The 13,168-nt window shown below is 68.3% G+C and carries 12 protein-coding genes; 3 read left to right on the top strand and 9 right to left on the bottom strand.

Annotated elements, in window-relative coordinates; translation table 11 throughout:
• Positions 1–151: 151 nt before the first annotated feature.
• Both HC031_RS09220 and HC031_RS09215 read right to left on the bottom strand, forming a co-directional pair.
• Positions 152–574 (bottom strand): tautomerase family protein, encoded by a 423-nt coding sequence (locus HC031_RS09220; protein ID WP_167924761.1) that lies wholly within the window; start codon positions 572–574, stop codon positions 152–154.
• A gap of 49 nt (positions 575–623) precedes the next feature.
• Positions 624–1,325: an SDR family oxidoreductase gene (locus HC031_RS09215; RefSeq protein ID WP_167924896.1), complete on the bottom strand. Its 702-nt coding sequence runs from the start codon at positions 1,323–1,325 to the stop codon at positions 624–626.
• Between the two features lie 495 nt (positions 1,326–1,820).
• On the opposite strand from HC031_RS09215, the gene HC031_RS34305 reads away from it, so the two are divergent.
• Entirely contained in the window at positions 1,821–2,633 is an 813-nt protein-coding gene (locus HC031_RS34305; RefSeq protein ID WP_338090551.1) for a sensor histidine kinase, read from the top strand.
• Positions 2,633–4,198 carry a DHA2 family efflux MFS transporter permease subunit gene (locus tag HC031_RS09205; protein WP_167924760.1) on the top strand — a complete coding sequence of 522 codons (1,566 nt, stop codon included), beginning with the start codon at positions 2,633–2,635 and terminating at the stop codon, positions 4,196–4,198. The genes HC031_RS34305 and HC031_RS09205 overlap by 1 nt, the downstream gene beginning before the upstream one ends.
• A 206-nt stretch (positions 4,199–4,404) precedes the next feature.
• On the opposite strand, the gene fumC is transcribed toward HC031_RS09205, so the two are convergent.
• Both fumC and HC031_RS09195 read right to left on the bottom strand, forming a co-directional pair.
• On the bottom strand, positions 4,405–5,883 hold the full coding sequence (gene fumC / locus HC031_RS09200) for a class II fumarate hydratase (RefSeq protein ID WP_167924759.1): 1,479 nt from the start codon (positions 5,881–5,883) through the stop codon (positions 4,405–4,407).
• A 5-nt stretch (positions 5,884–5,888) separates the two neighbouring features.
• A complete protein-coding gene (locus HC031_RS09195; RefSeq protein WP_167924758.1) occupies positions 5,889–7,604 on the bottom strand; it encodes an NAD-dependent malic enzyme in 1,716 nt (571 codons plus the stop codon).
• Positions 7,605–7,848: 244 nt separating this feature from the next.
• On the opposite strand from HC031_RS09195, the gene HC031_RS34725 reads away from it, so the two are divergent.
• Positions 7,849–9,144, top strand: a complete 1,296-nt coding sequence (locus tag HC031_RS34725; protein ID WP_420813622.1) for an LLM class oxidoreductase — start codon at positions 7,849–7,851, stop codon at positions 9,142–9,144.
• Positions 9,145–10,220: 1,076 nt separating this feature from the next.
• Here the strand turns inward: HC031_RS34725 and HC031_RS09175 are convergent.
• The 5 genes from HC031_RS09175 to HC031_RS09155 form a co-directional block, all read right to left on the bottom strand.
• Entirely contained in the window at positions 10,221–10,562 is a 342-nt protein-coding gene (locus tag HC031_RS09175; RefSeq protein ID WP_167924757.1) for a hypothetical protein, read from the bottom strand.
• The gene (locus tag HC031_RS09170) at positions 10,517–11,356 is read right to left on the bottom strand and encodes a polysaccharide deacetylase family protein (protein ID WP_167924756.1); all 840 of its coding nucleotides are present in this window, start codon (positions 11,354–11,356) and stop codon (positions 10,517–10,519) included. The genes HC031_RS09175 and HC031_RS09170 overlap by 46 nt, the downstream gene beginning before the upstream one ends.
• A gap of 54 nt (positions 11,357–11,410) precedes the next feature.
• Positions 11,411–12,175 (bottom strand): aspartate/glutamate racemase family protein, encoded by a 765-nt coding sequence (locus HC031_RS09165; RefSeq protein ID WP_167924755.1) that lies wholly within the window; start codon positions 12,173–12,175, stop codon positions 11,411–11,413.
• Between the two features lie 62 nt (positions 12,176–12,237).
• Positions 12,238–12,612 (bottom strand): cupin domain-containing protein, encoded by a 375-nt coding sequence (locus HC031_RS09160; RefSeq protein ID WP_167924754.1) that lies wholly within the window; start codon positions 12,610–12,612, stop codon positions 12,238–12,240.
• Positions 12,613–12,662: 50 nt separating this feature from the next.
• Entirely contained in the window at positions 12,663–13,148 is a 486-nt protein-coding gene (locus tag HC031_RS09155) for a MaoC/PaaZ C-terminal domain-containing protein (RefSeq protein ID WP_167924753.1), read from the bottom strand.
• Positions 13,149–13,168 lie beyond the last annotated feature (20 nt).

The following is a 13,168-nucleotide window of genomic DNA, read 5'->3' as shown; positions in this document are numbered from 1 at the left end:
AGGCGGCGACATCCGCCTCGCCGCGGCAGCTGTACTCCTCGCCTTCGACCTGTGCTGGACCCGCCACTCTCGCTGACCACGCCCTGGGCCGCGTCCCGGGCCAGCCGGTTGGCGCTGTCCGGCTCGTGCCCGATCGCGGCGTGTCCGTCGATCAGTAGGGGACCGGCCGGTTCTCGCGCGCCCAGAGCTGTTCGGCTTCGCTGCCCGAGGCGGGAGGCCACATCCCGTTGATCATCCATAGGTCCCGAGGGGTGTCGTCGATGTGGAACTCGTAGTAGAGGCCACGGTCCACGGTGTGGGGAGCCAGCAAGCGGCTCAGGGCCTCGCAGATCTGTGTTCGCGTGGCGGGATCCGGCGCGTGGCGAGCGATGTGATCGATCATGATTCGGACGGTGGTGCTCGATGGTTCTCCGCCGACGAGAAAAGAGGACTCGGGGATCTCCTGGAAGATGGTCACGACATAGAACTTCGGCAGACCTCGTCCGGCGTAGAACGCCGTGACGTCGGCGGCGAACTCCTGTTTCTGCCGCGCGGTGTAGGCGCCGGCCGGATGGTAGACGTTCCATAGCGGCATCGCCGTTTCCTTTGCACGTGGCGGTGGTAGGACGGGGTGATGGTGATGGTCAGCGCCCGATGGGAACGGTGAGGCCCGTTACCGGTCCGGAGAGCGCCGCCTTCATCTGCCTGGTCAGGGTGTCGACGAGTACCTCGTCGCTGCCCTCCTCGACGCCGTCCAGGGCCAGTTCGGCGACCTCGGCCGGCGAGATCTTCTGGGTCGGGAATCCAGCGACCATGTCGGTGTCGGCGAAGCCGAGGTGCACGCCGACGACCTGGGTTCCCTGCGGCGCCAGTTCGACTCTCAGGGAGTTCGTGATTGACCACAGTGCGGCCTTCGAGGCGCCATAAGCACCTGCACCGGCACCCCAGGAGAACAGCGAGTGCATGTCGACCAGCGCACCGCCGCCGTTCGCTGCCAAGACCGGGGCGAAGCTCTGGGCGACTCGCAGGGCCCCGAACACGTTGGTCTCGAATGTGGCCACCACTTCGGCCATGTCGGCCTGCAGCAGCGGCGACGGAAACAGGACTCCCGCGTTGTTGACGACGATGTTCACGTCACGGGCATGGTCGGCCAGCGCCGAGACCGCGGCTGGGTCGGTGACGTCGAGGGCAACGGCCTCGACACGCGGGTCTTCGCTGGGACCGGGCTTGCGTGCGGTCGCGTAGACCTTTGCCGCACCGCGCTGCAGCAGCGCCTCGACGAACGCCTTGCCGATACCACGTTGACCGCCGGTCACCACGGCCACGGAGTCATTGATCGCCACCATCTGAGACCTTCTCGCACCTTTCGCCGGGACCGTGACGGCCGCTGTCACATCGGCGGCCCGTGACCGCGACGAGCACGCGCTGGGACGCCGGTCGCGGCCACGTCGGTCGCTGTGTGACCGGCGTCAGGTCCGGCCGGCAGCCTGGCATCGGCGGTCATGACATATGGCAAGACCACTGCGGAACCCCGACGGCCTACCCGTTCAAGGGCGCGGGAAACCGCACCGGCCAGTGTCCACGCCCAGACCCACGACCCGCCGGAGTCTCATGCTCGGTTGGTGACCGGGGTGCTGTCCCCTCGGTCACGTAGAGGCCCGCCGCGATCTCGGCGTCGTCAGCTCACGACAGCTGTGGATCGTGGCCCTACGCTGGGACAACTCGGTGTTGTGATCGTGCGAATGGTGGACGCCGCGTGCGGGCGCGTGGTGGAACACTGATGATCGCTGACTCCGAGGGTCCCGTACGAGGGTCGGTCCACCGACGCGGTGGTGCCAGCTGTGACAGGCGGTGCGGGATACGTTGAGTATTGGATCGAACGCGCCGCCAAGGCGCCCGAGCTGAGCCCCCTGCAGGCCAGCGACCGCGAAGACGAACTCGGCGACTGGATGGACGAGCGCGGCATCGCGGCCGGCTGGGATCTGGCACCCGTCCTGGCCGCGGGCGGCCTCGACGTCGACTGCCTGGACGAGATCGCCCGCAGCCTGGCGCCCGGTCTGCTCGACCAGGCGCTGCGGTGGATCGGGTACGCCCTGGAGACCGAGCAGCTCATGACCGACATCGAGGACGCCGGCAACCGGATCTCGTCGCTGGTCGCCGCGGCGCGACAGTACTCCCAGCTCGACCGGGCCTCATACCAGTGGATCGACGTGCACGACGGGCTCAACAGCACCCTCGTCATGCTGACCCACAAGATCGGCGACGGGATCCGGGTAGTCAAGGACTTCGACCGCACCCTGCCCCGGATCCCGGCCCATCCGGGCGAGCTTAACCAGGTCTGGACCAACCTCATCGACAACGCGGTGCACGCCATGAATGGCTCCGGCACGCTCACCCTGCACACCGGCCGGGACGCCGACCGGGTCCTCGTCGAGATCGGCGACACCGGCCCGGGCATCCCGCCGGAGCTGCGCCGACGGGTCTTCGAACCGTTCTTCACCACCAAGCCGGTCGGCGAAGGAACCGGCCTGGGCCTCGACATCGCCTACCGGGTCGTGGTCAACCGCCACGGCGGCGACATCAGCGTCGTACCGAACCCGGGTGACACCCGCTTCCAGGTCAGACTGCCGTTGAGTGAGCCGGCCTCCCACTGATGGCAGACAGCGGCGCTGCGCCTGCCCCGGTCCATCAGCGCACTGCTGGCGCGCCGACGGTCGAGTTCGGCACCGCGCGAGGCAGGTGGGTCCTGCTGGCGACGATTCTCGGTTCCGGGATGGCCGCGATCGACGCCACCGTGGTCGGCATCGCCCTGCCGGCGATCGGCCGCGACTTCCGGGCCGGGTTGAGCAGCCTTCAGTGGATGGTCACCGGGTACATGTTGACGCTGGCAGGGCTCCTGCTGGTCGGTGGGGCGCTCGGGGACCGGTACGGCCGGCGCAGAGTGTTCGTCGCCGGCGCGGTGTGGTTCGCTGCGGCGTCGCTGCTGTGCGGGCTGGCTCCCACCGCCGGACTGCTGATCGCCGCCCGTGCCGTGCAGGGAGCGGGGGCGGCGCTGCTGGTCCCGAGCAGCCTCGCCGCCATCGAGGCCACGTTCATGCCCACTGACCGCGCCAGGGCCATCGGCGCCTGGTCCGGTTTCGGGGGCGTGGCGACGGCGGTCGGCCCGTTCGTGGGCGGGTGGCTGATCACCAGCGTGTCGTGGCGGTACATCTTCCTGATCAATCTGCCGCTCGCGGTACTCGTGGTGATCATCTGCATGTGGCAGCTTCCGGAAACCCGGGACGAGTCAGCGACCGGGTCGATCGACCTGCTCGGTGGCGCGGTTGTCACGCTGGCGCTGGTGGGCCTGTGCTTCGGGCTCACCGAAGGGGCGCGGCTGGGGTGGCGCTCGCCCGCCGTCGCCGGGTCCCTGATCGCCGGGGTGCTGCTACTCGCGGCGTTCGTGCTGCGCGAGCGTTCGGTCCCTGATCCGTTACTGCCGTTGAGCCTTTTCACCAGCCGTCGGTTCAGCGCGACGAATACGGTCACATTCATCGTGTACGGAGCGCTGGGCGCCATCCTGTTCCTCCTGCCGATCCAACTGCAGCAGGTCAGCGGCTACAGCCCGCTGGAGTCGGGGTTGGCACTACTGCCGGTGACAGTGATCATGTTGGTGTTGTCCGCCCGGTCCGGGGCACTGGCCGCCCGGATCGGCCCCCGGCTGCAGATGTCCGTAGGCCCTATCGTCGTCGCCGCAGGCATGATCCTGTACACCCGCATCGGCGCCGGCGGCACCTATCTGACCGAGGTACTTCCGGCCGTGGTCGTCTTCGGCCTCGGCCTGGCGGCCACGGTAGCGCCATTGACAGCGACCGCGCTGAGCTCCGTGCCGAGCGGCCACGCGGGCATCGGGTCGGCGGTCAACAATGACCTTTCCCGGATGGGCGGTCTGATCGCAATCGCGGTGCTGCCAACCGCCGCCGGCATCGGGGAACTGACGTACCTGCACCCGGACGCCTTCGCGGCGAAGTTTCGGAGCGCCTGCTACATCGCCGCCGCGGTGTGCGCCCTCGGCGGTCTGCTGGCGGCGGCCACCCTTGGCGGCGGTAACCCACCCGCCCCTGAACCCGTGCCCGTCCCGTCCGGAACCCAACCGATTCCGGACTTCCACTGCGGGCTCGACGCGCCACCGCTCCAGTGCCAGACGCCCGCTCGGCCAGCGGCGAGTGGGCGGACCTGACCGATCGGCTCGAGGTACCCGCTTGACGTCTTCTCCTCATGGCGGGTCCGGCACGTGCATGACCAGCACAGGTGCGCCGGTCATCGTCGTTCCCGTGCGCGTGTCCGCGCGGGCTCGCGCTGCCTGCTGACCGGCGAACCCTCCCTCGGGGCGCACAGAACGACTCCTCATGTGGCCCCGCACCGCGTCGCTCGTGTCGGTGGACCTCAGCGCGTTGCTGCCGTGTCGGCGCTGCCGGGCCGGGTCATGTCGACGGGTACGACGACCCGGTTGTACAGGTCCTCGCTGACGCCGCACTGGAGTGCGGCTTGCTTGAGGGGCAGGTCGTTGTCGATAGCCAGGTGGGCGATCTCGGACGCCCGGTCGTAGCCGATCACCGGGGAGAGCGCGGTGACCATCATGACCGAGCGGTCGACGTTGCGCCGCAACTGCTCGTCGTCCACCTGGGCGCCCTCGACGAGGAACCGGCGGAAGTGGTCGGCGGCGTCGGCGAGGATCCGGATCGAGTGCAGCACGTTGTCGATGATGATCGGTCGGAACGCGTTGAGTTCGAAGTTGCCCTCGTTGCCGGCCATGCCGACGGCGGCGTCGCAGCCGGCGACCTGGATGCAGACCATGAGCATGGCCTCGGCCTGGGTGGGGTTGACCTTGCCCGGCATGATCGAGGAGCCTGGCTCGTTGGCCGGCAGGTTCAGCTCGTGCAGGCCGGTGCGCGGTCCGGAGCCGAGCCAGCGCACGTCGTTGGCGAACTTGAACAGCGCCGTGGCGACGCCGCGAATGGCAGCGGAGGTGCGCACGAGCGGGTCGAGGGAGGCTTGGGCGGCGAACTTGTTGGGTGCGGTGACGAACGGCCGGCCGGTCAGCTCGGCTATCAGCCTGGCGGTGGCCGCATCGAAGCCGGGTGGGGCGTTCAGCCCGGTGCCGACGGCGGTGCCGCCCATGGCCAGTCGGTACAGGCCGGCCATGGTGGCGGTGAGGTGGGTGCCCGCGTCTTCGAGTTGGGCGGCGTAGCCCGACCACTCCTGGCCGACGGTCAGCGGGGTGGCGTCCTCTAGGTGGGTACGCCCGATCTTGACGACGTCGGCCCACTGCCGGCTCTTCTCCGCGGTCGCGTCGTGCAGCCGGATGAGTGCCGGCACCAGGTGCTCTTCGATGGCGGTCACGGCGGCGATGTGCATCGCGGTCGGGAAGGTGTCGTTGGACGACTGCCCCATGTTGACGTCGTCGTTGGGGTGTACCGGGGTCTTGCTGCCCAGTTCGCCGCCGACGAGCTGGATCGCCCGGTTGGCGATGACTTCGTTGACGTTCATGTTGGACTGGGTGCCGGAGCCGGTCTGCCAGACGTAGAGCGGAAACTCGCCGTCCAGCTTGCCGGCGATCACCTCGTCGGCGACCCGGGCGATCAGGTCGGCCTTCCAGCCGGGCAGCCGTCCGGCGCGGGCGTTGACCATCGCCGCCGCCTTCTTGACGTAGCCGTAGGCGTGGTAGACCTCCTTGGGCATCCGGTCGTCGCCGATGTCGAAGTGCTCCAGCGAGCGCTGCGTCTGCGCGCCCCAGTAGTGGTCGGCCGGGACCTCCACGGCGCCGAGGGAGTCGGTCTCGGTGCGGGTGCCGGTGGCGCGGATGCCGATGGGCACGTCGTGGATGGTGGGTGCCTGCTCGCGGGTCTTCTGGCGGGTGGTCATCTCACTCACCCCGCCTTGATCGGGCGGTACTCGGGCTGCCACATGGCGTCGCGGACCTGACGTGCGGCGTCGGTCAGCCTGGTACGAGCGAGGCCTTCGGTGGCGGCCTGCTCGGCAACAGCAGCTCCGACCGTGGCCGACACATCGCGCAGGTTCTCCACCTGCGGCAGCAGCGACGCGCCCGGGGTGCTCACGTCCACCAGGCCGGCGACCGCGTCGGCGGCGGCGTGGAACATCCCGTCGCTGATCTTCGTCGCCCGGGCCACGATGGCGCCCAAGCCCAGCCCGGGGTAGAGCAGGGCGTTGTTGGCCTGTCCGATGGCGTACGTGACACCCCGGTAGGTGACCGGCGGCACCGGGATGCCGGTGGCGACCAGGCCGCGGCCGTCGGTCCACGGGATCAGGTCGCTGGGCATCGCCTCGATGCGCTCGGTGGGGTTGGACAGTGGGAAGATGATCGGTCGGTCGACGTGCCGGGCCATCTCCTTGACGATCGGTTCGGTGAACGCGCGGTGCGCGGTCGAGGTGCCGATCAGCATGGTCGGCCGGACGCGGGCGACGGCCTCGGCCAGATCGATGCGGCCGTCGCGGGCCCAGCCGGCGACCTCACCGGCCGGGCGGGCGTACGGGACCTGGAAGTCGCGCAGGTCGGTCATGTCGTCGGTGAGCAGGCCCTGCTTGTCCACACACCAGACCTGGCGGGTCGCGGTGTCCCGGTCGAGGCCGTCGCGCGCCATGGCGTCCCGCAGCTGGTCGGCGATGCCGATACCGGCCGTGCCGGCGCCGAAGATGAGGATCCGCTGGTCGCGCATGCGGGTCCCCGCCACCTTGACCGCGCTGAGCGCCGCGCTGAGCACGATGGCGCCGGTGCCCTGCATGTCGTCGTTGAAGGTGCAGACCCGGTCCCGGTAGCGCTCCAGGATCCGCCGGCCGTTGCTTGGGCCGAAGTCCTGCCAGTGCAGCAGCGCATGGGGGAAGAGCCGGGTCGCCGCCCGTACGTACGCGTCGATGAAGTCGTCGTAGCGCTGGCCGCGCACCCGGGCGTGCCGGTTGCCCAGGTAGTTCGGATCCTGCAGCAGGTGCGGGTTGTCGGTGCCGACGTCCAGCGACACCGGGATCACCCGCGCCGGGTCGATGCCGGCCGCGGCGGTGTAGACGGCGAGCTTGCCCACGGCGATGTCGATCCCGCCGACGCCCCAGTCGCCGATGCCGAGAATCTCCTCGGCGTCGGAGGCGACGATCAGGTCGACGTCGCCGGCGCCCAGCCCCAGGTCGGCGAAGGCCGCCTCGATCCGGTCCGGTGCGTCGACCGACAGGTACACCCCACGCGGACGGCGGTACTCGTGGCTGTAGTGCTTGATCGCCTGGCCCACGGTCGGGTCGTAGACGACCGGCAGCATCTCCCGCAGGTGTCCGGCCAGCAGTCGAAAGAACAGCACCTCGCTGTTGTCCTGCAGCATCGCCAGAAAGATGTTCTTGTGCAGGTCGCTCGGCTGTTCGTGATACTCCTGGTACACCCGCCTGACCTGGTCCTCCAAGGTCTGCACGGCCGACGGCAGCAGCCCCTCCAGCCCCAGGGCCTGCCGCTCCTGCGGGGTGAACGCGGTGCCCTTGTTCAGCAGCGGAGTGTCGAGTACCTCCGCCCCGCGCGCCGTGGTGACATAACCGCCATCCTCGACCCGGAACTTCCGCTTCGTTGACACCAAAGTCGCGGCGGTCATGCGAACACTTCCTTTCGGGACGCTCAGGCTTACCGGTTCGCCGCTGTGAGGAGTCTTTTGATCTCGTTGCCGTCGCCGCAGGTACATGCCCCACGGTGAACCCGATGTCCCTACCCCGCAGGGGTCGGATACACCGTTTGCCGAGCACGAGGGATGGAATTGGCGACGTTGTCCCGGTCCCTGGCGGCGGTGGCAGCCAGGGCAGCCGGCCGCATAGGTGATTGGTGGCGGGTAGCCGGGCGGCATGAAGCTCGGGTACATCCTGTCGTGTGAAGAGAACGGGCCGGCTGACCTGATCGAGCGGGCCAGGGCGGCCGAGCGGGCCGGCGTCGAGGGGCTGTGGATCTCCGGCCACGTCCACCCCTGGCTGGAGGAGCAGGGTCAGTGCCCGTTCGTCTGGTCGATGATCAGCGCGCTCAGCCAGGTCTGCTCGCTGCCGATCACCACCGCGGTGACCTGCCCGAGCATGCGGATCCACCTGGCGATCGCCGCCCAGGCCGCGGCGACCGGCTACGCCGGCGCGCTGGTCGGCTGGGCCCGGGCCACGCTGCGGCTGACCGTCACCGTCGTGCACAAGCTCGCCGGCCAGATCGGCTTCCAGGTCCTGCCGCGCAGATGGGTCGTGGAGAGAACCCTGGCCTGGATCAACCGCTGCCGCCGCACCGTCCGCGACTACGAGCGCCGTCCCGACCACCATGCCGCGATGGTCCAATGGACGATGATCATCATCATGACCCGGCGCCTGCCCGCCAGCGCAAACCACCCACCCGACCGCCCCGAGCAGCCTGAACCCGTTATTTCACAGGCACTGAGACGCCCCACTGGACGGCACACCCGATACCCGCTCGGATGCCGTCATCTACAGCGCCATTCCGTGACGGCGTCCCATATCCGTCCGATTCGCACCGTCAGCGGCCCCCACCAACTCGCACGGTGCACATCGCAAGAAGCGCAGCTAACCGCACAGCCTCATCGATCGATCGACTCGTCGCTATCGACCACCCGGCCCACCTCACACACGGCAGCGGCCGATGCCCAGGGCGTCGGCCGCTTATTCATGCCCGACAAGGCAACCGGCAGTCTCATCCCGCTCTCGCAAGGAGACCGTTCATGGCTACGCCATCCCAGGCACGCCGATCCGCCCACCCCACACCCCGACCAGCCAGCGGCCCGTCTGCCAACGACGCGCTGCTCTACACCCCCCGCCGAGGCCGCGCAGCGGGTGCGCGTGCGTGAGTCCTGGTTGCGCAGGAAGGCCACCGCGCGGGGTGCCGTGCACGTTCCTGGGCAAGCACCTGCGCTTCTCCCCCACCGACCTCGCCGCGATCGTCGCCGCCTCCGCCCGTCCCGCGGTCGGCCGGCGTGGCCGGCGAAAGACCCCGCCCACGGTCCGGGATCGCGACTTGCCACCCGGCCGCCAGCGAAGCGTCCATGCACCCACCGACGACCACACATCGAATGGGAGCAGCCCATGGCATGGGTAGAACGACGCGGCAACAGTTTCCGCGTGCGCTACCGCAACAGCCACGGCCGCTGGTGATCACTACGCAATCCGTACATCCAGGTTCGGTCGTTACCGTGGGAGCAAAACTGCTCCCAAAAACAGATGATCGCCAATCAGTAAGATCGGCGATCATCACCTTGACCTGCAGTTTTGGTGGGCGATACTGGGTTTGAACCAGTGACCTCTTCCGTGTCAACGAAAATCCGATCATGCGCTGACCTGCGCAAACACGAGAACCCGCAGGTCACGCCGAGACGATGCGCGCAGCTCAAACCGGTCGAACGCCGTTCAACGCCGTTGGAAGCGCCCCGCTGCTCCCATTCTGCTCCCCCGCCCTCGGCCCGGTCCAGCCCGGGCATTGGGCGACGAGTCCGACCCGTGGCCGGCTGTCGCCGCGGGACCGCGTCGGGCAGTTCACCACCACCTTCGATGCCGTGCTCGCCGACGCCGGCATCACCGCCTGCAAAATCCCACCGGTCCCTGCACCTACAGCCGCCGCGGTCCGACCGTCCCGACGTCGACCTCACCAACAAGCGGATCAGACGTCGATCCGTTCTCGGCGATACGAACGAGCCGCATAGAAGCCCAGGCCACCCACGATGCCAGGGTTTTGACACCCCAAAGGGTCATGGCCGCCGCCGACGGGCGCTCGGCGTTCACCCGGCCCGCCGTGACGTGACGACCATGCCCAGCGGGAGGTCTGGCGATTTCCGCCAGGATGCGCGTCGCCGCCCGCGGATCCGTACCTCGACGGCTTCGTCGACGTCCGGGGCGGGGCGCCGATACACGCGGTGAGGGTCTGGCGGTCGTGGCGCCGGTTGGCCCGGTGTGGGAACCGCTTGTTGCGCCGGATGCTCGCGCGCGAGCTCTTGTCGTTCTCGCCGTAAACGTTGCGGCAGTCCCGGGCGTAGCTCAACGCCACCCCCTGCGGCGACCGACGCCTCACCGGTGACTCCCGCCCTTACTTGCTGCGAATGATCGTGCCGACGCTACCTATGGCGACTGCGGCGCGTCACGGGAATTTCGGCCGGTTGCCAGGCCACGGCCAGGCACTTCCCCACCCTCACGCCTCCACGGAGCGGCCGGAAGTGATGGGCCACCGGCCCCGGCCGTCAGCGAGCCGGCGCCGTTGTCGAACGGCGCCGACTGCCGCCGTAAAGGTGGACCCGGTCGTCGATGTCGCGGTCGGGTCGGGCCCGCAGGAACAGGTCCGTAATGGCCGGAGTGTTGGCCACGTGGATGGTCCACTGGTCGTAGTACCACTGCGGCGCGCAGTGGCAGCCGGTGGCACGGAGGTTGGCCCGGTACCGCCCAACCTGACCGGCAGCCAGCGTGAACAGCCGTCCCCGGATCTGCCACCACCGCGGGTAGGCGGCCCATCCGGGCAGCCGGTCGACGGTGACCGTCCCTAGTCGGTCCAGCAGTCGTAGATCTCGGACAGCGTCGCAAACCACACTCCGTCGTGCTGGAGGACGTGGTCCAGAAAGCGTTCCAGCATCAGAAGGTTCGCAGGTCGCCCGATCGTCTGCGGATGAAGGATCCACGCCAGCATGCCGCCTGGACAGCGGTCGTACGCGAAGTCGAAGGCATCGATCCACCGGCGGAGAAGTACGTGCGCAGACTGCATCAGCGCATTGCCCTTGAATGTCTCGAGCTCAGGGAAGTCGTCGAGGGTCCACGACACAGGGAGTTCCAGGACCTTGCTCGGCGGCCCGAACGTATTGCCGTGCTCGAAGTCAACAGTCTGGACCATTCGCGGGCGATACGGCGTCACATCGCGGCCCATAAGCGACGAGTCCCATTCGAATCCGAACTCGGCGAGCAGTTCCAGGGTGCGCCCGGTGACGTCGAGCGCCGGCGACCTGTACCCGCGCGGACGGCGGCCGAGCAGCTCTAGGTGCTGCCGCACCTGGAGATCGAGCAGCCGCCGCTCCTCATCTGGGGATAGCTTGGGGACGTACTCATGGTAGACGCCGTGGGCGCCGATCTCGTGCCCATGCTCGACGATGGCGTCGACCTGCGACCGGAAGGTCTGCATCGTATGCGTCGGTACACACCAGGTCGTCGTAATGCCGCGGCGCGCGAAGGTCTCGAGGAGCCGTGGCACACCCACCATGGCACCGAACTCGCCCCGAGACAGGTCTGTCTGGGACGAGGATCTGAACGTGCCGTGCCAGACGCTGTGCGCGTCGAAGTCGGCTCCGACTGATACCGCGAGGCGCTTTCCCTCGGGCAGGTGCAACGGCATTAAGCTCCTCGTCGGGTTGTCGTGATCGTCGTCGCCGGGGTGTCCGGTTGTGGCCTAGCTCAGCAGGTCGAAAACCTCTGCCGCGGCAACCGGGTCGTGCTGGTCCAGGGGTTGGTAGTAGGCGGCCCGGCTGATCCGGTACTGGCCCTGGCGGTTCATGTCGGCCAGCACCTCGGCTTGCTTCAGGGCGACGATGTTCGGGTTGATGACCGACAGCTTCTGGTAGTCCGCATTGCCGGACGAGGCCACCTTCTCGTAGCACGCCGAGACGATCGTGCATCCGATGATCACCGTCTCGGCGCCGGACTCAGCCAGGACCCGCGCGCTGGCGTCGTACGCGTCCTTGGCGACGCCTTCGGTGTCCCGGACCATGGCGTTGACGAACCAGCCCACGGACGTGACCGTCTTGCAGTTCGCCTCCATGCCGTACAGCCGGATCCGGTCGGCGATTTCGGGCACTGCCTTGTGATGGTCGGTGACGACGGCGAAGCTGTGGCCGAAGGCGCGCGAGATGCCGACGGATGCCTCGAGGGGCGCGACGACGGGGATGTTCACCAGCTCGCGGGCTTGTGTGAGGGCGGGGTCGTAGCAGCATCCGATGACGAACGCGTCGAAGCCGTCACGTTCCGCGCGGATCGCCGCCTTCATGATGCCGACCTCGATCAGGTGCTTGGCGGCGTAGTAGTCGATATTCTCCGGGCGGAGGTCGAGGTGCTGGACCACGACCTCCGCGTCGGCACGTGCCGCCGAGGTCAGGGCGTCGGTGACCAGCTCGTCGTACGCGGCGGTGCCGAAGGGGTTCAGGAAGGCGATACGCATCGGCGGCTCTTTCTGCGGTCGTTCGGTCGATGGAGGCACTGGAACCGGACTACCCGACTGTGCTAATTGGTGCGGTCGCGCCAATTAACGGGCGTGATGGACAGCACCAGCCTGGTGCCCTTGTCTGCGCGATACCGCACAGTCGTGCCTTCCGGGAGCACCAGAAGTTCTCCGACATCGCCCACAACGGTCGCGCCGGTCACGCCGGTCACGCCGTCTTCGATGATGTCGAGCTCCAGCCGACCGGCGACGACGTAGATGGTCTCCTCGTAGCGCAGTGTCCACGGATCGCTCGCGCCGGTCTCGGTGAACTCCATGAACGAGGTGCCGAGGTTGGCGAGCGGCGTGTTGGCGGTTCGCTTCTCGATGACGGCCGGCCCGAACGGAGCGGCGTTGGCGGCGTCGCATGGCGGCTTGAAGTCGGCGGTTGCGCCCATCGCGAGTGGCTCTCCTATCGGGGTTGGCGGGTGATCATGACCGGCGCGGTTCAGGCCGGGCGGCGCGAGAGCAGGACGACCCAGTCGCCCTCCTGGCAGATCTCGTCGCGCTGGTTGCAGATCTCCACCCGCGTCACGACGACGCCGCGGTCCGGCTTGGAGGACGACGGCCGAACTTCGATCACGCGCTCGCGGACGTAGATGGTGTCGCCGATGTGCACTGGGGCCTTGAGGTTCCAGTCGCGGATGCTCAGGAACGCGATCGCCGAGGGGTTCTTCCACCCGAGTCCCATCTCCAGTCCGAAGGCGATGGCCAGCGCACCGGGGCCGTGGAAGATCCTGGTACCGAACTGGGTCGACCGAGCGAACTCCTCGTTCGTGTGGAGCGGGTGCATGTCGCCGGACCACGTCGCGAACGTCACGACGTCGGTTTCCGTGATGGTCCGCGCCCGGGTGACCCAGCTGTCGCCAACCGAGATGTCCTCGAGGTAGCGGACGGTCTCGGATCGGTTCTGCTGAACGGTAGGCGTGCTCATAGGGGTTCTCACTCTCAACT

Source organism: Planosporangium thailandense (genome assembly GCF_011947195.1).
In the GTDB taxonomy this organism is placed as follows: domain Bacteria; phylum Actinomycetota; class Actinomycetes; order Mycobacteriales; family Micromonosporaceae; genus Planosporangium; species Planosporangium thailandense.
This window is presented reverse-complemented; position numbering and strand designations above follow the sequence as displayed.

What these genes read in the sequence shown, in the direction of transcription:
- fumC (WP_167924759.1), bottom strand. Translation starts at nt 5,883, where the DNA reads ATGACCACCCGCCAGAAGACCCGCGAGCAGGCACCCACCATCCACGAC.
- HC031_RS09155 (WP_167924753.1), bottom strand. Translation starts at nt 13,148, where the DNA reads ATGAGCACGCCTACCGTTCAGCAGAACCGATCCGAGACCGTCCGCTAC.
- HC031_RS09160 (WP_167924754.1), bottom strand. Translation starts at nt 12,612, where the DNA reads ATGGGCGCAACCGCCGACTTCAAGCCGCCATGCGACGCCGCCAACGCC.
- HC031_RS34725 (WP_420813622.1), top strand. Translation starts at nt 7,849, where the DNA reads ATGAAGCTCGGGTACATCCTGTCGTGTGAAGAGAACGGGCCGGCTGAC.
- HC031_RS09170 (WP_167924756.1), bottom strand. Translation starts at nt 11,356, where the DNA reads ATGCCGTTGCACCTGCCCGAGGGAAAGCGCCTCGCGGTATCAGTCGGA.
- HC031_RS09220 (WP_167924761.1), bottom strand. Translation starts at nt 574, where the DNA reads ATGCCGCTATGGAACGTCTACCATCCGGCCGGCGCCTACACCGCGCGG.
- HC031_RS09195 (WP_167924758.1), bottom strand. Translation starts at nt 7,604, where the DNA reads ATGACCGCCGCGACTTTGGTGTCAACGAAGCGGAAGTTCCGGGTCGAG.
- HC031_RS09215 (WP_167924896.1), bottom strand. Translation starts at nt 1,325, where the DNA reads ATGGTGGCGATCAATGACTCCGTGGCCGTGGTGACCGGCGGTCAACGT.
- HC031_RS09205 (WP_167924760.1), top strand. Translation starts at nt 2,633, where the DNA reads ATGGCAGACAGCGGCGCTGCGCCTGCCCCGGTCCATCAGCGCACTGCT.
- HC031_RS09165 (WP_167924755.1), bottom strand. Translation starts at nt 12,175, where the DNA reads ATGCGTATCGCCTTCCTGAACCCCTTCGGCACCGCCGCGTACGACGAG.